Genomic DNA, 23,258 nt, shown 5'->3' on the forward strand with positions numbered 1-23,258 from the left:
GGCTGGGCTAGCCCCCCGAGCTGCTGCGGAGCTTGTTGAACTCCTTCACGTTCCGCTGCTGTTCCGCATAGTCCGCCGTGAAGCGCGTGTCCCCGGGCCCGACCGTGACGAAGTAGAGCCAGTCCCCCGGCGGCGGGGCGATCGCCGCGTTCAGCGCCTGCTGCCCCGGGTTGCCGATCGGTGTCGGCGGCAGACCTCCGCGCGCATAGGTGTTGTACGGGCTGTCGGTGCGGATGTCGGCGTGGGTGGTGGTCAGGGTGGAGCGGTTGAGCGCGTAGTTGAGCGTCGAGTCCATCTGCAGCGGCATGCCCTTGGCCAGCCGGTTGAGGACGACCCGGGAGACCTTGCCCATGTCGGCCGCCGTGTCGGCCTCGGCCTGCACGATGCTGGCGACGACCACGGTCTGATAGACCGTCATTCCCTGCCGCTGGGCTCCCGCGCCGATGTGGTCCTTGCCGAACCGCTTGTTGGCGGTGTCGACCATATAGGCGAGCAGCCCGCCCGGGGTGGTCTTCCTGGTCACCGGATAGGTGGCCGGGAAGAGATAGCCCTCGGGGTTGCCACGGGCGTCGGCCGGGAGGGCGAGCCCGGCCTCGGACGCCGCCCGGCGAGTGGTGCCCGCCTCGACCCCGAGGCTCTTGTCGACCGCCGCGTACACCTGCCCGGCCCGCCAGCCCTCCGGGACGACCAGGGACTTCACCTTGCCGCCGGTCTCCCGCAGCACCAGCACGAGCACCGCGGCCCCCACCACGAGCAGCAGGCCGAGCGCGCCGAGGAGCAGCCGACCGCGCCGGGTGAACCGGGGCCGGGGCCCGGACCTGGGCGTGGACTCCGTCATACGGGCACGCTATCCCGGCGGACCCCGTCAGGAGGCGACCGGAGCCAGCCGTGCGTCGCGGCGCACCAGCGCGGCGTACTTGCCGTCCTGGTCGAGCAGTTGCTCGTGCGTCCCGCGCTCGGCCGTCCGGCCGCCGTCCAGCACGACGATCTGGTCGGCGTCGCGGACGGTGGAGAGCCGGTGCGCGATGGTGATCGTGGTGCGGCCCGCCGAGAGCGCGTCGATGGCCTGCTGCACGGCGTGTTCCGTACGGGTGTCCAGCGCGCTGGTCGCCTCGTCGAGGATGAGGACGGGCGGGTCGCGCAGGATCGTCCGGGCGATGGCGAGCCGCTGCTTCTCGCCGCCGGAGAAGCGGTAGCCGCGCTCGCCGACCACCGTGTCGTAGCCATCGGGCAGGGAGGCGATGTGGTCGTGGATCTGGGCCGTGCGGGCGGCCGCCTCCAGCTCCTCGTCGGTGGCGTCGGGCTTGGCGAAGCGCAGGTTGTCGGCGACGGAGGAGTGGAAGAGGTAGGTCTCCTGGGAGACCACGCCGACCGCGCGCGCGAGGGTGTCGAAGTCCAGGTCGCGGACGTCGACGCCGTCGAGCGTGACCCGCCCGCCCGTCACGTCGTACAGCCGGGGCACCAGGTAGCTGAGCGTGGACTTGCCGGAGCCGGTGGGGCCGACGACGGCGAGGCTGCCGCCGGCCGGGACGGCCAGGTCGACCCCGCTGAGCGTCGGGCCGCTCTTCTCGTCGTAACTGAAGTCGACCGACTCGAAGCGGATCTCGCCGCGGACCTTCTCCAGGCGGACCGGGTGCTCGGTTTCGGTGATGTCGACCGGGAGGTCGAGGTATTCGAAGATGCGCTGGAAGAGGGCGAGCGAGGTCTGCATCTGCACCCCGGTGGAGAGCAGGCTCACGGCGGGCCGGAACAGGCCCTGCTGGAGCGAGACGAACGCGACGAGCGTGCCGATGGAGACCGCGGGGCCGCCGGACTGCAGGGCGAGGCCCGCGGCCCAGTAGATGACGGCGGGCATGGCGGCCATGACGATGCCTATGGTCGACATCCGCCACCGCCCGGCCATGCTGGAGCGCACTTCGAGGTCGACCAGGCGCTCGGACTCGGCCGCGAAGGACTTGGTGAGCGAGTCGGCGCGGCCCATGGTGCGGCCGAGCAGGATGCCGCTGACCGACAGCGACTCGGTGACCTCGGCGGCCATCGCGGCCATCTGCTTCTGGCGCTGGGTCGTGATCTTCTTGCGCTCGCGCCCGACCTTGCGGCTGATCCAGACGAAGACCGGCAGCAGGAGCAGCGAGACGACGGTCAGCCGCCAGTCGAGGGCCAGCATGGCGACGACGGTGGCTATGACGGCCGTGAGGTTGGAGACGAGCGAGGTGGCGGTGGAGGTGACGGTCGCCTGCATGCCGCCGATGTCGTTGGCGATGCGGGACTGGACCTCGCCGGTCCGGGTCCGGGTGAAGAAGGCGAGCGGCATCCGCTGGAGCTGTGCGTAGACACCGGTGCGCAGGTCGTGCATGACGCGCTGACCGACGGTCGTCGAGATCAGCGTCTGCAGGACACCGAAGACACCGGTGACGACCGCGGTCGCGAGCATGCCCAGGGCGAGCAGGCTGAGCAGCCCGGTGCGGCCCTGCGGGATGGCGACGTCCAGGATCTCGCGCAGCAGGAACGGCGAGGCGACCGAGACGAGTGAGGACGCGGCGACCAGCAGGCCGACGACCGCCAGCCGGCCGCGGTAGGGGCGGAAGAGCCGCAGGATGCGCCGCGTCTGGGCGGGCGGCTCTTCGCGGTCACGGGGCGGGGGCGTCCAGGAGGATTCCTCGGGGTGCATGGGCTCCTTCGAAGGGGTGAGACGGCAGGACGGCGCCACTCATGGCCACTGCGACTCAGTCACTGCGACTCGCAGTCACCGCGGCGACGCCACTGACAGGACTCTGGCTTTGTGGAGCATAGCTCACTGTTACCTATGCTCACAATGCACTAGGTCCTGATATTGTTCCCGTATGAGCACCACCGACGCCGACGGCGTGCTGGCCGAGCAGCTGCTCCGGCTCACCCGCCGACTCCACCGCATCCACAAGCAGCACCTGGAGCCGGTCGGCATCACCCCCGCCCAGTCCCGGCTGCTGCGGACGGTCGCGCACTACGAGAGCCCGCCCCGCATGGCCGATCTCGCCGCCCGTCTGGAGGTGGTCCCGCGCGCCGTGACCACCCTGGTCGACGCGCTGGAGGAGAGTGGCAACGTGCGCCGGGTCCCCGACCCGACCAACCGCCGCGTGGTGCGCATCGAGCTCACCGACACCGGCCGGGCGACGCTGCGTTCACTGCGCGGCGCGCGCCGGGGCGCGGCGGAGGAGATCCTGGCGCCGCTGACCACCGGCCAGCGCGAGGTGCTCGGCGGTCTGCTGTCCGCTCTGGTCGACGGAGTGCCGGAGCGCCGCTGCTGAGGGGATCCGCCGCATGCCGCTCCTGGAGCCGAAGCCGCAAGCCCTGCGCCCCTCCGGGCGGCGCACCGAGTCCCCCGACCGGGTCCCGGACCGGCTCGCGGGCGGCACCCCGGAGCCGCTGCGCGGCGAGCTGACCGCCCTGCTCGGCGCCGGCAAGGTGCTGTGGAAGGTCTCCGACCTGGTGCGGTACGCCTCGGACGCCAGCCCGTACCGCTTCGTCCCCCAGGTCGTGGTGGTCGCCGAGGACATCGACGACGTCTCGGCCGTCCTGTCGTACGCGCGCGGAAAGCGCCGCGAGGTCGTCTTCCGGGCGGCCGGGACCAGCCTCAACGGCCAGGCGCAGGGCGAGGACATCCTGGTGGACGTGCGCCGCCACTGGGCCGGTGTCGAGGTCCTGGACGGCGGCGCCCGCGCCCGGGTCCGGCCCGGCACGACGGTCGCGCGGGCCAACGCGGCGCTCGTCCGGCACGGCCGCGTGCTCGGCCCCGACCCGGCCAGCGCACTCGCCTGCACGATCGGCGGGGTCGTCGCCAACAACGCCTCCGGGATGACGGCGGGCACGACCCGGAACTCGTACCGCACGATCGCCTCGCTCACCTTCGTCCTGCCGAGCGGCACCGTGGTCGACACCGGCGACCCGCGCGCCGACGAGGACCTGGCGCACGCCGAACCCCGCCTGTGCGCGGGCCTGCTGGCGCTGAAGGCGGAGATCGAGGCGGACCCGGAGCTCACCGCCCGGATCCGCGCCAAGTACGCGATCAAGAACACCAACGGCTACCGGCTCGACGCGTTCCTCGACGGCTCGACGCCGGTGGAGATCCTGCGCGGGCTGATGGTCGGCTCCGAGGGCACCTTCGGCTTCATCTCCGAGGTCGTCTTCGACACCCTGCCACTGGAGCGCCACCTCAGCACGGCGCTGCTCTTCTTCCCCACGCTCCCGGCCGCCGCTGCCGCGGTGCCGCTGTTCAACAAGGCCGGGGCGCTCGCCGTGGAGCTGATCGACGGCAACACCCTGCGCGCCTCGGTGAGCGTGGCGGGCGTCCCCGCCGACTGGGCCGCACTGCCCAAGGAGACGGCCGCGCTGCTCGTGGAGTTCCGCGCTGCCGACCAGGCGGGCCGCGAGGCGTACGAGCGGGCCGCGGCCCAGGTCCTCGCCGAGCTCGACCTGGTCGCCCCGGTCGCCTCGGTGACCAACGCGTTCACCCGGGACGCCGGGGCGATCGCCGGGTACTGGAAGGCCCGCAGGGCGTTCGTCACCGCGGTCGGCGGTTCCCGCCCGGCCGGTACGACCCTGATCACCGAGGACTTCGCGGTGCCGCCGGCCCGGCTCGCCGAGGCCTGCGAGGCACTGCTCGCGCTCCAGGAGACCCATGGCTTCGACGCGGCCGTCGCGGGCCACGCGGCCCACGGCAACCTCCACTTCCTGCTGGCGTTCGACGCGGCCGACCCGTCCGACGTCGAGCGGTACGCGGCGTTCATGGACGACTTCTGCCGCCTCACCGTGGAGCGCTTCGACGGCTCGCTGAAGGCCGAGCACGCCACCGGCCGCAACATCGCGCCGTTCCTGGAGCTGGAGTGGGGGCCGAGGGCCACCGAGCTGATGTGGCGGACCAAGCAGATCATCGACCCCGACGGGGTGCTCGCGCCGAGGATCGTCCTCGACCGCGACCCGCGCGCCCATCTGCGCGGCCTCAAGACGATCCCGAAGGTGGAGCGGGTCGCGGACCCGTGCATCGAGTGCGGCTTCTGCGAGCCGACCTGCCCCAGCCGCGACCTGACGACCACACCCCGGCAACGGATCGTGCTGCGGCGGGAGATGCTGCGCCAGAGCGACGGCTCGCCCGTCCAGGACGCGCTGCTCGACGCGTACGGATACGACGCCGTGGACACCTGCGCGGGCGACTCGACCTGTGCGCTCGACTGCCCGGTGGGCATCGACACCGGCGCCCTGATGAAGGGCTTCCGCCATCTGCGGCACAGCCCGCGCGAGGAGCGGGCCGCCGCCCTCACCGCCCGTCACTTCAAGGCCGTCGAGGCCTCGGCGCGCCTCGCGGTGGCCGCCGCCCGCACCATCGGGGACCGCCTGGGCGACCGCGCACTCGCGCGCCTGACGGGCCTCGCCCGCAAGGCCGTGCGCCCCGATCTGGTGCCCGAGTGGCTGCCCCAGATCCCGGGCGCCGCCGCCCGGGCCCTGCCCCGTACGCGACGGGTCGGCGCGAGCGCCGTGTACTACCCGGCGTGCGTCAACCGCATCTTCGGGGAGCCCCGGGGCCACCGCGGCCCGTCGCTTCCGCAGGCCGTGGTGGCTCTCGCCACGCGCGCGGGGAAGCCGGTGTGGATCCCCGAGGACGTGGCGGGCACCTGCTGCGCCACCATCTGGCACTCCAAGGGGTACGAGCTGGGCAACGCCGTGATGGCCAACCGGATCGTCGAGGCCGCCTGGGGCTGGACGGCCGGCGGCACGCTCCCGCTGGTCGTCGACGCCTCCTCCTGCGCCCTGGGCATCGCGCACGAGGTGGTGCCGTATCTCACCGCGGACAAGCGGGAGTTGCACGCCGCGCTGACCGTGGTGGACTCGGTGGTGTGGGCAGCCGAGGAGCTGCTGCCGCGGCTGCCCGTGGTGCGCAGGGCGCGCTCGGCCGTGCTCCATCCGACGTGCTCCATGCGGCATTTGGGCGACGAGGCGCAGCTGCGGGCCGTCGCCGGAGCCTGTGCGGAGGAGGTCGTGGTGCCGGACGACGCGGGGTGCTGCGCCTTCGCGGGCGACCGGGGAATGCTCCACCAGGAGCTCACCGGGGCGGCGACCGCGCGGGAGGCCGCTGAGGTGACGGACCGTCACTTCGATGTCCATCTCTCCTCGAACCGGATGTGCGAGATCGGCATGGAGCGGGCGACCGGCCGCGCCTATGTCTCCGTCCTGCTGGAGCTGGAGCGCGCGACCCGGCCCGGCCCGGAGTATCTGCGGCGCACCTGACCCGGCGCCCTTGCCGCTTGCAGGACAGCAGGACCGACGAGCCGCCAAGGACCCGTCCGCGCCCCTTCCCCGCGCCTCCCACGACCCGGGCGTATCCGGACGTACCGTGACGTGGTGGAGCGGTGTACCTTCCCGGGGCGGCCCCCGGCGTCGACAGGCCCCCTTGCGCGGCAGCAGCCCCAACAACCATGGTCCTTACCGAGGTTCGTGTAACGCCGCGCAGAAATCAGCTCTCTCTCTTCCCAGGAGACTCGATGAACGACGCAGCTCCGCAGAACCACGACATCAGCCGACGTTCCGTCCTGTGGACGGCGGGGGCCGCGGGCGCCGGGATCGGCGTCGGCGGCCTGGGTACGGGCAGCGCCTCCGCCGCAGAGCAGACCGAGCAGACCACGCAGACCCCGGCCGGGGCCCAGGAGGCGCCCGCGCCCAAGCGCCAGGGCCGGACCATGATCGGGGTGCCGTTCCAGCGGCGCTCCACGGTCCGGGTGGGCCTGATCGGCCTCGGCAACCGCGGCAAAAGCATGATCGACCTGTATCTCGCCGTCCCCGGGGTACGGGTCGTGGCGCTCTGCGACCCGGTGAAGGCCAAGACGGAGAGCGCCGCCGCCAAGGTGACCGCGGCGGGCCAGCCCGCGCCCGCCGTCTACCTCAACGGCGACCACGACTACGAACAGCTCCTCAAGCGCGACGACATCGACTTCGTACACATCGCCACGCCCTGGGACACCCACTTCGACATCACCAAGGCGGCCCTGCTCAACGGGGTGCACGCGGGGGTGGAGTGCCCGGCCTCGATGCGCCTGGACCAGCTGTGGGAGCTGGTCGACCTCTCCGAGCGCACCAGACGCCACTGCATGCAGCTGGAGAACTGCTGTTACGGCAGGAACGAGATGCGGGTGCTGCGCATGGCGCACGCGGGCAAGTTCGGCGAGCTGCTGCACGGCGCGGGTGCGTACATCCACGATCTGCGCGGCCTGATGTTCGACCCGAAGTACTACGAGGGGCCCTGGCGTCGCCTGTGGCACACCCGGCTGCGCGGCGACCTCTACCCCACCCACGGCTTCGGCCCGGTCGCCAACTACATGGACGTCAACCGCGGCGACAGAGTGGTGTCCATCGTCAGCGTCGGCACACCCGCGCTCGGCCTGGCCGAGTACCGCGAGGCCCATATGCCCGCGGGCGACCCCAGCTTCAAGGAGTCGTACGTCGAGAGCGACCGGACGATCAGCCTGGTGCAGACGGCCAAGGGCCGCGTGATCCGCCTCGAACACGATGTGTCCACTCCGCACCCCTACAGCCGGATCAACAGCCTCGGCGGCACCAGGGGCCTCTTCGAGGACTACCCCGAGCGGATCTACATCGAGCCGGACCAGCACGACGACAACTGGGGCGACTTCTCGAAGTACACCGACTGGGACCACTGGCTCTGGAAGGAGCACGCCAACCCTCCCGGCGGGCACGGAGGCATGGACTACATGCTGGTGTTCCGGCTGATGCAGTGCATGCGCCTCGGCCTCGTCCCGGACTTCGACGTGTACGACGCGGCCACCTGGTCGGCGCCGGTGCCGCTGAGCCACCTCTCGCTCAAGGCGAAGGGCGCGCCCCAGCAGATCCCCGACTTCACCCGCGGCGAGTGGCACAGGTCCCGCCCCGGAACGGACTCCGAGAAGCCGGCGGAGGCCTGAGACCGCGGGGCCCGTGCTTGGCGGCGAGCACGGGCCCCGCACCGCCCCGTCAGCAGCGCCGCAGGTCCTCGGTGAGGGCGCCCTGGGCGGTCTTGAGGCTGCGGTCGTAGCAGCCGTCGGAGCCGGTCAGGCGGTAGCGCTCGGCGGAGGTGCCGGTCGCGTGCCGCTGGTCGCGCGGGACGTTCAGGGTCCAGGAGGCGTCGCCCCGGTAGGTGTCGTCCAGGTGCGACCACGAGGTGGCCCGGCCGCCGCGCAGGGTGGCGGTGTCCGCGCGGTCCCCGAGGGTGATCACCGTCCGCAGCCGGTCGTCCGCGCCGATGGTGGTGGTTCCTTCCATCGTGTACGTACGGTGCACGCGCGCGGTGACGGCCGGGCCGCGCCCCTCCGTGGTGACCGCGCTGTCATCGGTCCAGCTCCCCTTCAGGGAGTCGCTGTTCTCGCCCTCGGTCCAGCGGTGGACCGTGTCGGCGGCGACGCTGCGGGCGACCGTGGTGGTGACCCGGCCGTGCGAGGTGTTCAGATGGCCCGCCGTGGTCAGCCGGTGGCCCGCCTTGGCGTCCAGGCGCATCTCGGTTCCGGGCGTGTAGGCCGTGGAGCCGGTGGGCGCGCTCTCCTCGTGGCGGGTGAGCGCCCCGGTGACGACCTCGCTGCCCCGGTCCTGCCAGACCAGTACGTTGACCGGCGCCGACCAGCCGGACTGCCCCTCGGGGACCCCGGCGACGGACACCTCCACGCGGTGCGCGCGGCCGTCGTTGAGCAGCGCCGCGTACGGCGTCAGGTCGTACTCGATGGGCCGTACGTCGAAGGCGTGGGGCGCCGGGACGACGTACCAGAGGAAGGGGTTGGACCAGCCGCCGGTCCAGACGTTCGGGAACGGCGAGGCGATCCCGGCGAGTTGGCCGTCGACCTTGATCCGCACCTCGCGGTTGGGCCCCGCGGCCGCCTTGCAGGAGTAGGGCGCGGGGTCCGGTACCGCGAGGTACCAGAACTCCTCGCAGCCGCCGCCCGAGCCGGTCGCGTACACCTCGGCGACGATGCGCTCGGAGTTGCGCGGCGTCGTCAGCGCGGTGCCGTCGAGCGGCAGCACCCTGTCCGGCGCGGCGGCGGGCTTCACGCGGCCCTCGGCCGCGTAGAACGTCAGCGTGACCTTGACGTCGATGACGCCGGTGTACGTCTCGTCGACGACATTGCCGATCAGCATCTCGACGGGCCGCTCGGAGCGGAAGGTGTCGCTGTAGCGGGTGACGTCCTTCTCGACGTTCCAGGCGATGCCGTCCGGCGAGGGCTCGGGGGTGGAGGTCCGCAGCACCTCGACGCCGCCGACGTGGAGATAGCCGAGGCGGTCGTACTGCCTTCCCTTGACGTTGCCGTCGAGCCGCAGCACCACCTTGCTCCACCGGTCGCCGCACCCCTTGGGCGGCGCGTAACTCCCCTTGTACGGCGTGAAGTCACGGAACTGCGCCTGCGCCAGGGTGACTTGGCAGCTGCGGGTGTGCGGGACGGCGACCGGCGGCGCGGCGGTGACCGGGTCGTGCCAGTCGGTACCGAACTCGGCGGGGGGCTCGGCCGGCTGTACGGCCGCCGCGGCCGGGCCCGCGCCGAGCAGCGCTCCGGCGGCGAGCACCACCCCGCCGATCATGGACATGATCCTCTGTGGTCTCATGCGTCAGGAGTGAAGCGTGAGTGGGCGCCGCGCACCAGGGGCGGGCCGCCGGTCTTGGCGTGTTCCGGCCGCCCGGGCGAGAAAATCGATTGCCCCGGGGCCTCTCGGAAGGCCAACCTTGCACGGTTTGAACCACCCTTTTCGATCCTTGGGACGTCATGCAGATTCGCGATCTTCCTTATACGGATCCAGGCGAACCAGACGTCCGCTCGGGTCCCCGGTTCCTGCTGTGGCTGGGCCTGGGCCAGCTCGGCGGGCAGCTCAAATCGATGGCCTGGGGGCTGCTGCACCAGTGCGGCATCGCCGGGCTGCCGCTCGGCGTGGGCGTCGCCGTCCAGGCCGTGATCGACCGCTCGGGGACGCGGCTCGCGCTCGCGGGCGGCCTCATCGCGCTGATGGGCGCGGCCATCGCCGTCGGCGACACCATGCTGCACCGCACCGCGGTCACGTAGTGGACGGTCTTACAACCGGACAGGGGCCACAGTACAACGCTCTGACCTGGGGGTTCCAGACCAGCACCCTCACACTCCAACTTGAGGTGCGAGAACTAACCCCCAGTGCGGGGGACACCGGGGGCTAGCAGTCGGGGGGAGCTACTTGACGAACTCCCCGCAGTTCACGGCGCTGACGAACGACGCCCAAGCCTCCGGGCGGATCACCAGCGCGGGCCCCTTCGGGTCCTTGCTGTCGCGGACCGGCACGCCCCCGGCGTACCCGTCGTTGACCTCGACGCAGCTCCCTTGCTGAGAGCCGCTGTACGAGGACTTCCGCCAGCCACTCAGAGTGGACGCGTCCTCGATGCGGTGCTTAACCATGTTTCTTGTATTCCTCCGCTATCGCCCTCATGAGGGCGAGTGACTGTTGAAGCGGTAGCGCCTCGCTCAAGGCAAGATCGTAGGCCCCCTGGATCTCCTCGACCATGGCCGGGCTGTCGTGGATCTTGCCCATACGGATTCCCTCGGCGTAGGCGATCGGTGGCTGATCCTCGAACCACATCAGCGTCACCATGCCATCAAGAAGCGGGTGCGGGACCGTCCCGAACGGCAGAACGTTGACCCTGATCCGACCCGAATCGGCAAGTCCGATGATGTGATCAAGCTGCTCAGCCATGACCATGTGGCCCCCCGTGGGGCGGCGAATGACCGCCTCATCTAACAGGGCCCATAGTGCCGGGGCCACAGGGTCCACGAGGAGCTTTGACCGCGACAGCCTTGTTACAACGGCCTTGTGTCGCTCGTCTTCACCCTCACGGGGGTAACCGGCGTCAATCACTGCCGTTGCATACGCCTCGGTCTGGAGGCTGCCAGGCACGTAGGACAGGCCGAACTCACGGATCATGGTGGCCTGCTGCTCGAACTCCTGAGCCTTCTCGAACCAGTCAGCAACGACGATGCTCGTCGGTTCTTGCTGATTGGGGCGGAACGTGGTCAGCACATCACCCGTACCAAGCGCCTGGTCAAGGCGCTTCGCGTCCGCCTCGGACGGATAACGGCGCCCCTGCTCGATCGCAGCGATAAGCGAACGAGACATGACCGCCGCGTCAGCTAACTCCTGCTGACTCCAGCCCTTGGCCTCGCGCTGCTCCTTCAACCAGTCGCCGAATGTCTTGGCCAAAGCCCAACGCCCCCTCGAAATATGCCGGTTGTGGTACACGCCGGTTGTGTCAGCGCTTCTACTGGCGGAGCCTACTCAGCCCGTCGCAGTCTGTGACTCAGAACGAGGAGACGAGAACACAGAACGAACCAGCCCCCCCGCAGGAAGTGAGCCCCCCTCATGACCTCCACCATCTTGGACGCTCAAGCGCCCCCGGAACAGACCCCCATCGCCGTGGAGGCGTTCCAGGCCCTGAAGACCGCGATGACGAACGCGGGCTTCGACGTCAGTGGCCTCCACCGCGACACGATCCGTCACCACGACGGCACGGAGGAGGAGGTCATCCGCTACACGTGGGCGATCCCCTCGGCCCTGCGTGCCGCGAAGGTCTTCCAGGCTGCGAGGCGGTCCCAGTGACCTACCGCGTAGGCGAAATCATCATGGACGCTGCCCGATTGCTGGCTGGCGAAGTCAGCGCCGTCGACGGCACGGAGATCACCCTTACGCGCCCCTCGGGCACGAGGTGGGTACAGGAGGAGAGCCAGTGCCGTCCTGCAAGCCCCGAAGAGAAGGCCGGCCTCACGCCGGGCGGCTCGACCTACGTGATCGGCCACTCACACACGTCACGACCTTCTTGACTGCTTTCGTTGTGGGCGTCTTTGGCGCTGCCATGTACCTACGGGGTGCAGCGTGAGGCGTTTCCGGATCACCGCAGACGGAATGCTCGTGGGAGCGCTCCTCGCGGTGGCAGCAGTCGGAGGCAGTGTCGGTATAGCGGTCGCCCTGTACCTCTACGCGTAAAGCCGACACCCCTCCCCCAAATCTCCTCGCCCTCTGGCTCCCCTATGTCTGCGGGCGAGGTGCACCACCCTTCGTACCGCCGATGAACCCGGCGGCACGGAGGAGGACACCATCCATCCACGAGAACTGGAGTAACAAATGGACAGCCAAGCCCCCGCTGCCCCCAAGGCGGAGCAGACGCACAGCAGTGGACTCGTGAAGTCCCGCCGTTCCATCCGGGCGGCCCGTGAGCGCGGCGTAGCCGCGTCCGACGGCGGCTCGACCGGCCGCACCGACGGCAACGACTAGTCCGGAGGAAACACCTTGTCGCCACTGAATTTGGCGGCACACCTGGGCCAGGACACGTTCCTGGCCCAGGTGCTCCACCGCCATCACCTCTATGTCACCGGGGCCATCAAGTCCCCGGCTTCCCTCATTTCTTGGGACGACCTGAACAACATCATCGCGGCTCAGCGGTTGGAGCCGCCCCGGCTCCGTCTGTCTGTTGATGGGGAGATGCTGCCGCAGTACCGGTATGCATCCCCGGTCTCCACGCGCCGCCACACCGTGTACAACCGGCTCATGCCGAGTGAGCTGCACGCTCGTCTTCGAGAAGGTGCCTCGCTCGTGATCGACGCAATCGATGAGATCCATCCGGCTGTCGGGGCTGCTGCCGCGGAACTGGAGGGATGGCTTCAAACCGGAGTCCAAACGAACCTGTACGCGTCCTGGACCGCCAAGGAGGGCTTCGGAACTCATTGGGATGACCATGACGTTGTGGTCGTCCAGGTCGATGGGGCGAAGCGCTGGCGTCTTTTCGGCCAGACCCGCGTCGCCCCTATGTACAAGGACACCGAGGAGCCGGAAGAGCCCCCGCAGGACCCGGTTGCAGAACTGGTGCTGCGTCCGGGCGACATCCTCTATCTGCCTCGCGGCACCTGGCACGCGGTCTCCGCGTCCGAAGGGGAGCACTCTCTTCATCTCACCTTCGGCATCCAGACCATGAGCGGTGCCCAGCTCCTTGCCTGGCTCGCAGATGATCTCCGGAGTGAGGAGCTGCTTCGTCTCGATCTGCCTGTACATGCATCCCGGGTTGATCGGCGTACCTACCTCGAAAAGGTAAGGGCTCTGGTCACGGCCGCGCTCGACGATCCCTCCGTGATCTCTCGGTACGTTGCCTCTCGGAACGAAACCGATCTTCAACGCCTCCGCCCAAGCCTGCCGTACATCGACGGCCTGCCGGCCGATGGCGACTTGTCGGTGCGACTGACCACGGGACGGGCCTCGATAAGCCACCAGAATGGTTCGGTGGTCTTCCGTGCGACCGACAACGAATGGGAGTTGGCGAAGGAGGCTACCCCCCTTCTCTCGCGCCTGATCGAGGCGTTCCCGCAACCGGTGACGCTGTATGAACTGGCAGGCACGTCGAACCTGCCTGTCCAAACTGTGGCCGACTTCCTTTCGGAACTGGTGGACGGCCAGGCACTCACGGTCGAGGGGCGGGATCGGTGATGGCGGCGGACCTCGGTCTGGGAACGTACCGCATCGACCCCAAGTCGATGTCGCTGTCCGTGGCCATGGCGAACATGGACGCGGACACGGCCTGGGTCGATACCGCGCCGAACTACTTGGGCGGCCTGGCCCAAGAACTCCTCGCACCCATCCTCGTGCGCTTCCCGAAGGTTTCGATCTCCTCAAAGGTTGGGTTCCTCAGCACCGACGCGGCGATTGCCGCGACGCGCGACGGCATCCTGACTTCCGAGGAGGCTGACGCCGAGTACTGCTTGCAGCCTGGCTACGTCGAGTGGCAGGGCCGCCGCAACTGTGCCGAACTGGGCAAGAAGAAGCTCGATGTGCTGTTCGCGCACAACCCCGAACGCGCCGATGGTGACGTGTACGAAGCGCTCAAGGGCGCGTTCGGGGCCATGGAGACTCTGGTGTCCGAGGGGAGGATCAAGGCGTACGGTGTGGCCACCTGGGACGGGTTCCAGAAGGGACGCCTGGGGGTCAAGGAGCTGGACAAGGTGGCGGCGGAAGCGGCCGGCACTCGTGACCACCACCTCAAGGCGATTCAACTCCCCGTCTCGCTCGTCATGTCCGACGCTTTCGAGGCAGCCCTTGAAGGCGAAGGACCGATCTCGGAGGCCGCGGAGTTGGGATGGGAGGTCTTCGCCTCGGCCCCCCTCTTTGGAGGGGAACTCCCCGAGCTGGCGCACAAAGACCTGACGGCCTTCATCACCCCGGCCCTTACGGTTCCAGCCGCCTGCATCCTTGCGGTGGCGTCATGCCCTGGGGTGACACGGGTTCTTCTCTCGGCTTCCTCCCCGTCACACTGGTTGGAGGCATACGAGGCGACCATCAAGCCGACGGTCCCGGCCCCTGCTCTGCGGAAGGTGTTCGATGTACTCTCCTCCGACTGATCCCCAGGAGGAACAGTGGGTTCGTGAGGCGTTCGAAAAGAGTTGTAACTCGCTGCACGCCGAACCCGTTAGCACTCCCATCTGGGGTTTTCACGGTCGGACGCTCAGCGGGGCAGTGACCAACCTCCAGTACGGCGAGTGCTGGCTACGCGTCGTGCACGCTCCTGCGGAAAAGGCGGAAGGTAAGAACTGGGACGGCAACACCCTTGCCTCCTTCCTCTTTGACGGCCGCGTTCAGAAACCAAGGTTGTACGAGACCATCGAGTTCTCCCGTGGAACCCGCGTCTTCCAAGCAGAGCTTGGGGCGTTCGTCACCGAGCCGGTGTGCTCCGCGGAGCCTGTTCTTCGCGACCCACTGAGGCTGGCGGACTCGTGGTGGGCGTCGCTCCGTGCCGACATCGCTACGGTGTCCAGCGTTGCTACCTCACGCGAGGCAGTACGGCAGGCATGGGTGGATCGTTGCGTCCCAGAGTTTTTGGGGATCGATCCTCCGCAGATCACCGAGTGGGAGACGGCACACGGGGATCTTCACCCGGCGAATCTGACCGTTGAGACGCCGTGGCTGCTCGACTGGGAAGGGTTTGGGTTGGCTCCTGTTGGATACGACCCGGCGATGCTCCTGGCCTACTCGGGCCTGGTGCCATCGATGGCCGAACGAGTCCGTAAGGAGTTCCCGGTGATGGATGATCCGGCGGGGCGAACGGCTCGGATCATCGTGGCCACGGAGCTTTTGCAGTCCGTGTCGCGTGGAGACCACCCCGAGCTGGAGCCATCGCTTCGCGCGTTGGCGCTGGGATCTGAGTAGCGCCGGTACGACACAGAAAGGCCCCCTCCGAAGAGGGGGCCTTTCTTGTGAGGTCATTCGCCAGCGTTGGCTTCCTCGTACTTCTTGACGAAATCGGGCGTAGCCCTCAAGCGGACGAACTTGTCGAGGGCGTCACCGTGGAGCTTCTTGTCGTACGCGTCGCCGACCCATGCAGGGATGCGGCCAGCGGAGCTGAGCGGCAGCTTGGGCTTGGTCAGCTTGGCAGCCCACAGCCGGAGTTCGGCCGAGTCGGGTCCAGAGGAACCGCGTACAGCCTTGGCCGTGGTCCGGCTTGCGGTCTGCGGCTCGACTTCTTCGTAGGCGGGCTCGATCTCGTGCTCTTCCAGCGTCGCCAGGAGCTTTTCGTGGGCGGCCTTGAACGCCTTGTACTCCTTGCGAATCTGGTCGATGACCTTCGGGTCAGTCACCTCACCCTGGTACTCGTCCTCACCCACGGTGAGGCGAATGACCTGCACAACCTCAAGGTCGTCCGACATTTTTCGCTCCTACGATTCGTGACCACAGCCGAGTATCGGAACCAACTTCGGATCACCGTACCGCATCAGAACCGGATGCGATCGGTCGTTCCACGATCGAGGTATACCACCTCATGAATCCCGGACGATCTGATCAGTTTCGTGCAGTCCTGACACGGGGATCGAGTTATGTAGATCGTCGCACCTTGGCAGGCCGGCCAATCCGCGTAGAGGAGAGCATTGGCCTCGGCATGGGTTTCAATACAGTCCTGGTATGAGGACCCGGAGGGGACATCCGAGAGGCACCGCGGGCACTCTCCACGGCTGCACGACGGGCCTCCTGGAGGCGATCCGTTGTATCCCGTAGAGCGGATTCGCCGGTCAGGGCCGACCACCACAGCTCCGACACGGCTGCGGCGGCAATCACCTCGTACAGCGACAGCGCAGGCGATGTTGAGGAAGTACCAGTCCCAGTCCGGGCGCTCATCGTGGTTCGCTTTCACTTCGGTTCGGATTCTCCGCGATTCTGGTGATCGAACTCGGCTGCTTCGATCAGCATCCCTAGATGGACCTCGTTGTTCGCGCAGCAGTTACAACCGCCCTCTGCCACGGTTTCCCCGGACTCGTCATGGATGAGCGCGACGTATCCGCATTCATCACCCTCGACCACGTAATCCTTCGGATTCATTCGCCGGCCTCCGCACTTGTCTGCTCCGGGGCGACCATGACGAGCTGCCAGAAGTCGGTTCCCATGGCTTCGGCCAGATCCTTCGGAACACCCCATTCCTTGGCTTCCTTGATGACGAGACCGGTTAGCCGGGCAGCCTTGATCCCGAGGTCTGCGGCATTTTCGAGCACGCGGGCGTTCATCTCGTTCTGGAGCGTGTCCAACAGGTCATTGAAAGCGTCAGGGCTGTGTTCGTCGTTCACTTTTCCTCCTGGTGGATGATGTCGCAGAGGTCGCAGTACTGGCCCTTAGCCATGTACCCGCACCCCCAGCTCTTTCCGTAGACCGATACATCGGTGTCGATCAGGACGCCGCTCATGGTTTCCTTCATGATCTGAGCGGCCTTAGTCGTGGCCGCAAGTGCGTGCTCGGAGGGGAATTGAAAGATCACCTCGTCATGCACGGGAAGGAGCATGAAGGGGCCGTACCCTGCCTCGAAGAGGCGAATGATTGCCCGACCGGTCACATCACGACTGGCACTCTGCACCGCGTAATTCAAGGCGGCGTAAGGGCGCTGCCTGTCGACCAGCAGCCGCCGACCGGTGATGGTGGTGATGTAGCCGTTCCGTCGAGCTTCCTTCTGAAGCTCCTCCGAGTACTCCTTGACTCTCGGGAATGCTGCGAAGAAGCCGTCGATTGCTCGACGCGCCGTCTCTTCGCTGACGCCGGCCTGGGAGGCCAGTGCGGCCCAGCCTCCGCCATAGACAGTGAGGAACCCTGCCATCTTGCCAGTGGAACGATCGACTCCCGCCGAGTCAGCAGTGATTTGGTGAAGGTCGGTCCCTTCGCGGAATGCCTTCTTCATCGCCTTGTCCCCCGACAGGGCTGCCAGTACACGAAGCTCTTGCGCCTTGTAGTCAACGGCGCAGATACTCATGCCTTCATCAGCTATGAATCCGCGGCGTACTAGTGAGTCCCCCGAGGGGAATGTCTGTGCCGGGATGGCTCCGGAAATCGACATCCGGGCCGTTCTGGCGCCCATCGAATTGATTGCGGCATGAAGCCTGTCATCCGAGTCCCGGTTGTTCAGCGCGTTGTCGAACCACGTGCTCTTAGCCTTCGCCGCCTTCTTGCCCTGATAGATGGCCTCGCAGAGGGGGTCATCAATGTGGGCCTTGAGGAGATGGTCATCGACCTTCGGCTGTCCGGTTGGCGTGCGCCCCGTGATGGTGATGCCACGGGCGACGATCGCTTCCCCGACCTGCTTCGGGCTGTTGATGTTCTCCAAGCCCAGCCGGGCGGCCACTTCCTTGAAGTGCACCTCTGTGCGAGCCAGCTCGTTGGCGCGGTCTCGTACGTACGGCACGTCGGCCTTGATGCCTTTCCGCACCATGTAGGCGCAGACGGCGGCCAGCTCGTGTTCGTAGGCCAGGAGCTTGCGGGCCGTGGCCGGGATCTTGGGCTTGAGGAGCTTGGCCAGGCGGTACGCGAGGACGGGGTCCATCCCTGCGTAGAGGTTGAATCCCTCATGCTCCAAGGGGATCAGCGGCCATACTTCAGCCTTCTTGACCCGCAGCTCCTTGGCGATGGCGGTCATCGAGCCCTTCACCTCATCGGCCACTGCTGCTGAGAGGTAGTGGCGGGTGAGTTCTTCGAGCGAGTGACCTATGCCGCCGTCTTTCCGGCCTCGGCTATCGACGAGGTGGGCGATGATGCGACTGTCCAGGAGGCGGGGGAAGACCGTTTCGGCCTTGACCCCCCAGACCCTGTCCATGCAGAGAATGTCGTAAGTCCCGTTCTGCATGACGAGCTTCTTGACCCATCCAACGGCTTTGATGACGTCCTCTTGGAACTGCCCACCTCTCTCGGTGGGGAGGACATAGCTCTCGTACGCGTTGCCGAATTGGGCCAGTCGGATGCGGAAGCCGTCCTCCCACCAGGAGAGGCCGTCGGTCTCGGTGTCGAATCCGAGAGCGTTGTGGTTGGCCTCGACAAAGCGATGGAACTCCGGGAGGTCAGATTCATCTTCTACGACGTTGATCCGAACCAGATCAGCGTTGAGCTTGTAGTCGATGACCTTCATTCAGCACCCCCCATATCTCACACTCCAACTTGTGCCGCTCAAAAAGGCGGCTCCGTTCCCTGCTTGGATTCCTTCGCGATCACGTAGCGACCGGTCACGTCAGATCGTTCTTCGATCAGAAAGACGCCCACGTCCAAGTCATCCCCGTACCGGGCAAAGAGCCCGCGAAGGATGTTCTTCAGATGCTTCTCGTCTCGGGCGAACCGGAATTCAGCTCCGTGGTTCCAGCCCCAACGGGCGGAGTAGACGATGAACTCGGGAAGGTCAGGCATCGGGCACCTCCTTGAGGATTCCTTCCATCCGTCCCCCCTCGTAGTGGATGAAGCCCTCGTAGCCGGTGATCCACTTCAAGGCGTTCAAGGTCTCGAAGTAATCGCCAATCGGCTGGCCGTAAATTTCTGGAGCCTCGACGGCATCCCTGTCGTCCAAATAGTCGGACCAGCGTTCTCCGCAGCAACGGCAATCGCTGTAACCGTCGAAGTAGAGTCCGATCCGTTCGGCTCGATCGATGGCCTCCTTGGCTGTGCCCGCCTCCACGATGACGAAATGGCTGATGCCGGTCTGTTCGTCGTAGGTGAACTCACCACCGGAGTTGTTCTGGGTGAACGTGAAGAAGGCCATGTCAGTAGGCACCTTCCAGGATCGAGGGAAATTCGTTCTCGTCGCTGTCCGGGCCTATGCGGCGCTCAACAGTCATGTTGTTGTGGTCGTAGACGTGCTGCGGAACTTCGGACCAATCAGCGAACACCAGCGGCCTCCAGGCTCAGGCGGATCTCGGCAAGCCGGTCCTTGTAGCTCTGCGCCTGCTGGAAGTCCTTGCGCTCCTCGGCTCGACGCAGCGCGGATTCAGCGATGTTCTTGCGCCCCGTGAGGTAGTTGACGAGCTGCACGTACCGCTGGGCACTGCCCGCCTGGCCTTCCCAGGACTTCGCCTGTCGGCGGTACAGGGTGGTTTCCTTCTCGGCCGTGCTCAGCTTGGCCTGAAGGCTCCGGACAGCGGCCCGTTCGCCGTCGAATCGCTGGGTCCAGTAGGTCTTGGACTCCTCGGCGTCACGGAGCTTCTTAGCCGTGTCCCCGAGATCCTTGCGAAGGGTCTCTACGAGCGCCGTGTTCTCGTCCTTGACTTCAACCGTCACCTTGTGGACCGGAACGTTCCGAAGGTCCATCAGCCGGTTCTCGTCGTTCTCGCGGTAGAAGTTCAACTCAGTTCTCTTTTTCATCGTTGATGCAGCGACGGCCGCCGCAGTAGCGGCAGGTGTCTTCGTCTTCAATCCAGCCGTTCACGGGGCGACTCGCCCGTGTGCGTTGAACATCTCCATGGCGGTCGGCGCGACGGCCGCCGCGTGTTTCTCGACCTGCATCGCGCCCTGCTGGATCTCGTAGAGGGGGAAGGTGGGGACCGTGGACTTCTCGTGGGCCCAACGCAGGCTCAGGAAGTTCATGACGGCCCGGAGGTTCACGGTCCAGAGGAAGGAGGTGTAGAGATTCAGGGGAAGTGCATCCCTGGCGACCTCTCGGGCAATGCCCTGGCCCAACATGAACTGGTAGGAGTCCCACGCCTCGTTGGCCATTCGGCGGTGTTCAGCGCGGGCTACGTGGACCTGCTTGTAGTCGCCCTTCTCGAACGAGTACGCGCCGGGCTTGCCCACCTGCCGAAGCGGTCGGTTGAAGGAGGGGACGTAGAAGTCCGGCTCCAAGACCTTGTACCGGCCCGAGGTTTCGCTGAACGAACCGACCCTGTGCCTGAACCACTCACGAGCGGTGAAGATCGGGCATTCGACCTTGAGCTGGAGGACGACGCTCTCGAATGGGCTGCCATGCCTGTCGCGTGCCAGCATGTTGAGGAGGCCGCGGTCCTTCTCCGGGGTGCCGGCCGTACCAGAGGAGACGCGGGCAGCTCGTACGATGCTGTGGTCTCCGCCAAGGTGGTCAACCAGCTCGACATCAATATCAGAGCGGAAGCGGATCTCAGTCACAAATGACCTCTTCGTAGTCTGGCGCGCATCCGTAGCAGGCGAGTTCTTCACAGCCGTCGATGTCTACGGGAGCCAGGTCTTCGGGGGCGCAATCTGCGCCACATGCGTAGCAGGGTTCAAGGCTTTCGACCCAGAGGCCATATTCCGTGGTGGGCACTGTTCTCCTGTGGTCCGGGGGCCGGGAAATGACCCGGCCCCCACGTCTCACACTCCAACTTGAAGTGCTGAATTTACTTACCGTTGTACCACTCGATAAAGTCGCATCCGTCATTGCTTCGGAAGTCTCGAACCTTCTCGGCGCACTTAAATGCACGGTACGGCTTGTCGAACTTGTTCTTGCCCCACTGGGTGTACGCGGAGGGCACACCGCAGTGACAGTTCGGGCCTGGGCCCGGATCGGTGGACTGCTGGACCTTGCCACCAGAGAAGGTGTTCTTCTGGGCTCCAGCGGAAGCCGACGGGGCCTTTGCGCCCTTGTCACTGGCGTTCAGCTCAGTACTGAAAGACTGGATCTTGGCCGCCCGCTTCATGAGGGACGCGAGCTGCGCCCCTTCCTGCTCAAGGACCTGATCCATCTCTGCGATGGTGCCGGCCCGGAGGACCAGGAGGGAGGCGTCGTACCCGGAGCCTCCCTTGAAGGAGAGAGTGACACCCTCCTGCGTGTGGGCAGTGGCGGCGGTGGAAGCAGTGGTCACAGGCGACTCCTTGACGGTTTCAGTGATGGGGTTTCCGGTGGGCTCATCCCACGGAGAAGAATTTCCGAAAGGGCTCTCGTTCATGTGTCTATCCTTTCACAAAGACTCTCACACTCCAACTTATGGAGCTGTGAATAGGGTCACTAGATGGGGCAGGCGCCGGAGGCGCAGATTTCGTCATAGCCCGTATCCATGGCGGATTCCCCGACGATGGCAATCTCATCGAGATAGCGTGCCTTCGAAATCCGCTCATACGGCGATTGGGGTCGCGACATTTCCGGGAACATGGTCGTTCCCTTCAGGACTGGCATGAAGCTGTACAAGACGCGGGCCACGTCTTCCGTGTCGTACTCCGCAGGATCGACGGAGGCCGTGTAGGACACTGCCTGGTCTGCCCAGAGATCCTGATAGAGCTTCTGTACCGAGAGCATCTGCTCAAGGGACAGTTCTCCTGCGTGCTCGAACGCCTCGGCGCGCTCAGGGTGCTCGACCAGGAGCGGGTCAACGGTGGGGATCTCGACCACAACGGTGTTGGCGGAGTAGACGCACGGCTCGGTGCGGTACCCCTTCGCCCGGTACTCCTCGACCTGAGCCTTCTCGGAGGGCTCCAGTGTCGAGAACCGGATTCGGCGCAGGAAGTACGCGGCGAACGGTGCGTGGATGCCTTCGCCCGAAGCACTGGCGAGCTTGCTCGTGGTGCCGGTGGGGGCGACGACCCGCTTCTTGATGGGGACCGGTATGCGCATCTCGTTGGCGTACTCGGCTGCGGCCTGGTCCACTGTCTGAGCGCAGAACTTCAGGTCCGCACGGACCCGCGGGTTGTAGGGTGCCCGGCTGTACTTGATGCCCTGCTGGACGAGGTAGTCAGCGAACCCCATGTGGCCGACCCCGATCCTGCGGTACTTGGTGATGGCCTCCTGGGACTTCGGGTCGGCCACCCTCGCGAACGTCGCTCGAATCAGATACCGGGTCGCGTAGCGGTGAGCATCGTAGAGGCCGGCCGTGTCCGTCTTGCCGTTCTCAACGAACGCCCCGAGGTACACCGATCCCAAGTTGCAGGGCTCCCACGGAGTGATCGTTGCCTCTCCGCACGGATTTGTGGTGTAGACCCCATCGACTTCGCCGACAGCGGTCAGAGACGAATTCCAGAAGCCGGGCTCCCCGTTCTTCAGTGCTCCGTCAGCAAGGGCATCCATGACCTTCAGAGCACGAGGGTTTCCCTTCTCCAGAGCTTCCATGAACGCGTCGTCCACTTCCACGCTGATGTTGGTCGTCCACATCGCAAGCTGGTCGCCCTTGCACTTCAGGAACTCCCAGATGGCGGTGTCGTCCCAGTGCATGATGCTCATGCGCGCCGAGCGCCGGACTCCGCCCGCGACGATAGCCATCGCGATCTGATGGTCAATCGCCATGGCGTCCATGCCGCGCAGCGGCCAACCAGCGGCCTCAGTCAGGATCTTGCCGACCTCAACCATCATCTGCGCGAACGGCAGCGGACCTGACGCGGTGCCGCCAAAGTTCCGGAGGGGTGCGCCCTCGGCCCGGACGCGGCTCACGTCGTACACGCGGTTCTCGTGCTTGGTCTCGGGGCAGTGTGCGGTGTTGATGAGATCGCCCAGGGCCTCTGCCCAACCTTCCCGAGAGTCCTCGACCCCGTAGGCACCGGCCCACTCGTAGTCGTAGTCGGTGCTGATGACCCCGGCCTCGACCAGATTCAGGTAGTCAGGGTGCTGTGGGTCGCAGACGATGTGGACTCGAACGGCGTTCTCGATGGTCGGGAAGTCGTGGAAGTACCGCGAGCTGTAGTTGCTGCCGACGCCGCCGCCCTCGGCCAGGCGCAGGAGCGAGAAGCGGAAGTGCTCTGCCGGGTCTTTGTGATCCCAGCCGGATGCCCAGCAGTTGTTGAGCGCGAAGTCGTTGACGCCGCTGGACTTCAGGTGCCGGCCTGCGGGCAGGAACTTGAAGTTCTGGATGAGGTCGATGAGGGCCTGGCGCTCGTCGGCCTCGATGTAACGGGGGTCAACCAGGGCGAGGTTGCCGTCTACGACGCGCTGTACGGTCTCGGGCCAGGTCTCCATCTCGCCGTTGGGCTTCTTCCGCGAGTAGGTACGCCGGTAGACAGTCTCCGCGGTTTCGGTCTTGAACAAGTGC

Annotated in this window: 24 protein-coding genes and 1 pseudogene; 9 read left to right on the plus strand and 16 right to left on the minus strand. The window is 66.6% G+C overall.

The features are described from left to right. Positions 1 to 7 precede the first annotated feature (7 nt). Together mltG and ACFWA7_RS04750 are read right to left on the minus strand one after the other, a co-directional pair. Positions 8 to 838, minus strand: coding sequence for an endolytic transglycosylase MltG (gene mltG / locus ACFWA7_RS04745; RefSeq protein ID WP_385820882.1), 831 nt, complete (start codon positions 836 to 838; stop codon positions 8 to 10). Between the two features lie 27 nt (positions 839 to 865). Then, positions 866 to 2,671 (minus strand): ABC transporter ATP-binding protein, encoded by a 1,806-nt coding sequence (locus ACFWA7_RS04750; RefSeq protein WP_385540138.1) that lies wholly within the window; start codon positions 2,669 to 2,671, stop codon positions 866 to 868. A 172-nt stretch (positions 2,672 to 2,843) separates the two neighbouring features. Between ACFWA7_RS04750 and ACFWA7_RS04755 the strand changes: the two genes are divergently transcribed. The 3 genes from ACFWA7_RS04755 to ACFWA7_RS04765 all read left to right on the plus strand — a co-directional run bounded on the left by ACFWA7_RS04755 (position 2,844) and on the right by ACFWA7_RS04765 (position 7,949). Then, positions 2,844 to 3,287, plus strand: coding sequence for a MarR family winged helix-turn-helix transcriptional regulator (locus tag ACFWA7_RS04755; protein WP_385540140.1), 444 nt, complete (start codon positions 2,844 to 2,846; stop codon positions 3,285 to 3,287). 13 nt (positions 3,288 to 3,300) lie between these two features. Then, entirely contained in the window at positions 3,301 to 6,261 is a 2,961-nt protein-coding gene (locus ACFWA7_RS04760; RefSeq protein WP_385820884.1) for an FAD-binding and (Fe-S)-binding domain-containing protein, read from the plus strand. A 254-nt stretch (positions 6,262 to 6,515) separates the two neighbouring features. Beyond that, positions 6,516 to 7,949 carry a Gfo/Idh/MocA family protein gene (locus tag ACFWA7_RS04765; protein ID WP_385820887.1) on the plus strand — a complete coding sequence of 478 codons (1,434 nt, stop codon included), beginning with the start codon at positions 6,516 to 6,518 and terminating at the stop codon, positions 7,947 to 7,949. Between the two features lie 49 nt (positions 7,950 to 7,998). Here the strand turns inward: ACFWA7_RS04765 and ACFWA7_RS04770 are convergent, their stop codons facing one another. Continuing rightward, on the minus strand, positions 7,999 to 9,612 hold the full coding sequence (locus ACFWA7_RS04770) for a peptide-N4-asparagine amidase (protein WP_385820890.1): 1,614 nt from the start codon (positions 9,610 to 9,612) through the stop codon (positions 7,999 to 8,001). A gap of 158 nt (positions 9,613 to 9,770) precedes the next feature. On the opposite strand from ACFWA7_RS04770, the pseudogene ACFWA7_RS04775 reads away from it, so the two are divergent. Continuing rightward, a pseudogene (locus ACFWA7_RS04775) lies at positions 9,771 to 10,061 on the plus strand (ABC transporter ATP-binding protein); the annotation flags it as partial. A gap of 144 nt (positions 10,062 to 10,205) precedes the next feature. On the opposite strand, the gene ACFWA7_RS04780 reads toward ACFWA7_RS04775, so the two are convergent. Then, complete coding sequence (locus tag ACFWA7_RS04780; protein ID WP_385820892.1) at positions 10,206 to 10,427, minus strand: DUF397 domain-containing protein; 222 nt, start codon at positions 10,425 to 10,427, stop codon at positions 10,206 to 10,208. After that, positions 10,420 to 11,226: a Scr1 family TA system antitoxin-like transcriptional regulator gene (locus ACFWA7_RS04785; RefSeq protein ID WP_385820894.1), complete on the minus strand. Its 807-nt coding sequence runs from the start codon at positions 11,224 to 11,226 to the stop codon at positions 10,420 to 10,422. Before ACFWA7_RS04785 ends, ACFWA7_RS04780 begins: the two co-directional genes overlap by 8 nt. 159 nt (positions 11,227 to 11,385) lie before the next feature. Between ACFWA7_RS04785 and ACFWA7_RS04790 the strand changes: the two genes are divergently transcribed. From ACFWA7_RS04790 to ACFWA7_RS04810, 5 genes are all read left to right on the plus strand, one after another. Continuing rightward, complete coding sequence (locus tag ACFWA7_RS04790) at positions 11,386 to 11,622, plus strand: hypothetical protein (RefSeq protein ID WP_385820896.1); 237 nt, start codon at positions 11,386 to 11,388, stop codon at positions 11,620 to 11,622. 522 nt (positions 11,623 to 12,144) lie between these two features. Beyond that, complete coding sequence (locus ACFWA7_RS04795; protein WP_385820898.1) at positions 12,145 to 12,294, plus strand: hypothetical protein; 150 nt, start codon at positions 12,145 to 12,147, stop codon at positions 12,292 to 12,294. Positions 12,295 to 12,309: 15 nt separating this feature from the next. Further along, positions 12,310 to 13,497: a JmjC domain-containing protein gene (locus ACFWA7_RS04800; protein WP_385820900.1), complete on the plus strand. Its 1,188-nt coding sequence runs from the start codon at positions 12,310 to 12,312 to the stop codon at positions 13,495 to 13,497. Then, positions 13,497 to 14,405 carry an aldo/keto reductase gene (locus tag ACFWA7_RS04805; RefSeq protein WP_385820902.1) on the plus strand — a complete coding sequence of 303 codons (909 nt, stop codon included), beginning with the start codon at positions 13,497 to 13,499 and terminating at the stop codon, positions 14,403 to 14,405. The genes ACFWA7_RS04800 and ACFWA7_RS04805 overlap by 1 nt, the downstream gene beginning before the upstream one ends. 115 nt (positions 14,406 to 14,520) lie before the next feature. Next, complete coding sequence (locus tag ACFWA7_RS04810) at positions 14,521 to 15,210, plus strand: phosphotransferase family protein (RefSeq protein WP_385820904.1); 690 nt, start codon at positions 14,521 to 14,523, stop codon at positions 15,208 to 15,210. Positions 15,211 to 15,263: 53 nt separating this feature from the next. On the opposite strand, the gene ACFWA7_RS04815 is transcribed toward ACFWA7_RS04810, so the two are convergent. From ACFWA7_RS04815 to nrdJ, 11 genes are all read right to left on the minus strand, one after another. After that, positions 15,264 to 15,707, minus strand: a complete 444-nt coding sequence (locus ACFWA7_RS04815) for a hypothetical protein (RefSeq protein WP_385820906.1) — start codon at positions 15,705 to 15,707, stop codon at positions 15,264 to 15,266. Positions 15,708 to 15,772: 65 nt separating this feature from the next. Further along, positions 15,773 to 16,189 (minus strand): deoxycytidylate deaminase, encoded by a 417-nt coding sequence (locus tag ACFWA7_RS04820; RefSeq protein ID WP_385820908.1) that lies wholly within the window; start codon positions 16,187 to 16,189, stop codon positions 15,773 to 15,775. Beyond that, positions 16,186 to 16,374 (minus strand): hypothetical protein, encoded by a 189-nt coding sequence (locus ACFWA7_RS04825; protein WP_385820910.1) that lies wholly within the window; start codon positions 16,372 to 16,374, stop codon positions 16,186 to 16,188. Before ACFWA7_RS04825 ends, ACFWA7_RS04820 begins: the two co-directional genes overlap by 4 nt. Next, a complete protein-coding gene (locus ACFWA7_RS04830) occupies positions 16,371 to 16,616 on the minus strand; it encodes a hypothetical protein (protein ID WP_385820912.1) in 246 nt (81 codons plus the stop codon). The genes ACFWA7_RS04825 and ACFWA7_RS04830 overlap by 4 nt, the downstream gene beginning before the upstream one ends. Next, positions 16,613 to 18,436 carry a DNA polymerase gene (locus ACFWA7_RS04835; RefSeq protein WP_385820914.1) on the minus strand — a complete coding sequence of 608 codons (1,824 nt, stop codon included), beginning with the start codon at positions 18,434 to 18,436 and terminating at the stop codon, positions 16,613 to 16,615. Before ACFWA7_RS04835 ends, ACFWA7_RS04830 begins: the two co-directional genes overlap by 4 nt. 38 nt (positions 18,437 to 18,474) lie before the next feature. Continuing rightward, positions 18,475 to 18,708 carry a hypothetical protein gene (locus ACFWA7_RS04840; RefSeq protein WP_385820916.1) on the minus strand — a complete coding sequence of 78 codons (234 nt, stop codon included), beginning with the start codon at positions 18,706 to 18,708 and terminating at the stop codon, positions 18,475 to 18,477. Continuing rightward, positions 18,701 to 19,057, minus strand: coding sequence for a hypothetical protein (locus tag ACFWA7_RS04845; protein ID WP_385820918.1), 357 nt, complete (start codon positions 19,055 to 19,057; stop codon positions 18,701 to 18,703). Before ACFWA7_RS04845 ends, ACFWA7_RS04840 begins: the two co-directional genes overlap by 8 nt. A gap of 116 nt (positions 19,058 to 19,173) precedes the next feature. Continuing rightward, entirely contained in the window at positions 19,174 to 19,656 is a 483-nt protein-coding gene (locus ACFWA7_RS04850) for a hypothetical protein (RefSeq protein WP_385820920.1), read from the minus strand. Positions 19,657 to 19,716: 60 nt separating this feature from the next. Then, positions 19,717 to 20,412 carry an FAD-dependent thymidylate synthase gene (gene thyX, locus ACFWA7_RS04855; protein WP_385820922.1) on the minus strand — a complete coding sequence of 232 codons (696 nt, stop codon included), beginning with the start codon at positions 20,410 to 20,412 and terminating at the stop codon, positions 19,717 to 19,719. A 230-nt stretch (positions 20,413 to 20,642) separates the two neighbouring features. Then, entirely contained in the window at positions 20,643 to 21,107 is a 465-nt protein-coding gene (locus tag ACFWA7_RS04860; protein ID WP_385820924.1) for a hypothetical protein, read from the minus strand. A 143-nt stretch (positions 21,108 to 21,250) separates the two neighbouring features. Then, positions 21,251 to 23,254 carry a ribonucleoside-triphosphate reductase, adenosylcobalamin-dependent gene (nrdJ, locus tag ACFWA7_RS04865; protein ID WP_385820926.1) on the minus strand — a complete coding sequence of 668 codons (2,004 nt, stop codon included), beginning with the start codon at positions 23,252 to 23,254 and terminating at the stop codon, positions 21,251 to 21,253. Positions 23,255 to 23,258: the final 4 nt, after the last annotated feature.

Origin of the sequence: Streptomyces sp. NPDC059994 (assembly GCF_042737755.1) — a bacterium.
Taxonomy (GTDB): Bacteria; Actinomycetota; Actinomycetes; order Streptomycetales; family Streptomycetaceae; genus Streptomyces.

What these genes read in the sequence shown, in the direction of transcription:
- mltG (WP_385820882.1), bottom strand. Translation starts at nt 838, where the DNA reads ATGACGGAGTCCACGCCCAGGTCCGGGCCCCGGCCCCGGTTCACCCGG.
- ACFWA7_RS04750 (WP_385540138.1), bottom strand. Translation starts at nt 2,671, where the DNA reads ATGCACCCCGAGGAATCCTCCTGGACGCCCCCGCCCCGTGACCGCGAA.
- ACFWA7_RS04755 (WP_385540140.1), top strand. Translation starts at nt 2,844, where the DNA reads ATGAGCACCACCGACGCCGACGGCGTGCTGGCCGAGCAGCTGCTCCGG.
- ACFWA7_RS04760 (WP_385820884.1), top strand. Translation starts at nt 3,301, where the DNA reads ATGCCGCTCCTGGAGCCGAAGCCGCAAGCCCTGCGCCCCTCCGGGCGG.
- ACFWA7_RS04765 (WP_385820887.1), top strand. Translation starts at nt 6,516, where the DNA reads ATGAACGACGCAGCTCCGCAGAACCACGACATCAGCCGACGTTCCGTC.
- ACFWA7_RS04770 (WP_385820890.1), bottom strand. Translation starts at nt 9,612, where the DNA reads ATGAGACCACAGAGGATCATGTCCATGATCGGCGGGGTGGTGCTCGCC.
- ACFWA7_RS04780 (WP_385820892.1), bottom strand. Translation starts at nt 10,427, where the DNA reads ATGGTTAAGCACCGCATCGAGGACGCGTCCACTCTGAGTGGCTGGCGG.
- ACFWA7_RS04790 (WP_385820896.1), top strand. Translation starts at nt 11,386, where the DNA reads ATGACCTCCACCATCTTGGACGCTCAAGCGCCCCCGGAACAGACCCCC.
- ACFWA7_RS04795 (WP_385820898.1), top strand. Translation starts at nt 12,145, where the DNA reads ATGGACAGCCAAGCCCCCGCTGCCCCCAAGGCGGAGCAGACGCACAGC.
- ACFWA7_RS04805 (WP_385820902.1), top strand. Translation starts at nt 13,497, where the DNA reads ATGGCGGCGGACCTCGGTCTGGGAACGTACCGCATCGACCCCAAGTCG.
- ACFWA7_RS04815 (WP_385820906.1), bottom strand. Translation starts at nt 15,707, where the DNA reads ATGTCGGACGACCTTGAGGTTGTGCAGGTCATTCGCCTCACCGTGGGT.
- ACFWA7_RS04825 (WP_385820910.1), bottom strand. Translation starts at nt 16,374, where the DNA reads ATGAATCCGAAGGATTACGTGGTCGAGGGTGATGAATGCGGATACGTC.
- ACFWA7_RS04835 (WP_385820914.1), bottom strand. Translation starts at nt 18,436, where the DNA reads ATGAAGGTCATCGACTACAAGCTCAACGCTGATCTGGTTCGGATCAAC.
- ACFWA7_RS04840 (WP_385820916.1), bottom strand. Translation starts at nt 18,708, where the DNA reads ATGCCTGACCTTCCCGAGTTCATCGTCTACTCCGCCCGTTGGGGCTGG.
- ACFWA7_RS04845 (WP_385820918.1), bottom strand. Translation starts at nt 19,057, where the DNA reads ATGGCCTTCTTCACGTTCACCCAGAACAACTCCGGTGGTGAGTTCACC.
- ACFWA7_RS04850 (WP_385820920.1), bottom strand. Translation starts at nt 19,656, where the DNA reads ATGAAAAAGAGAACTGAGTTGAACTTCTACCGCGAGAACGACGAGAAC.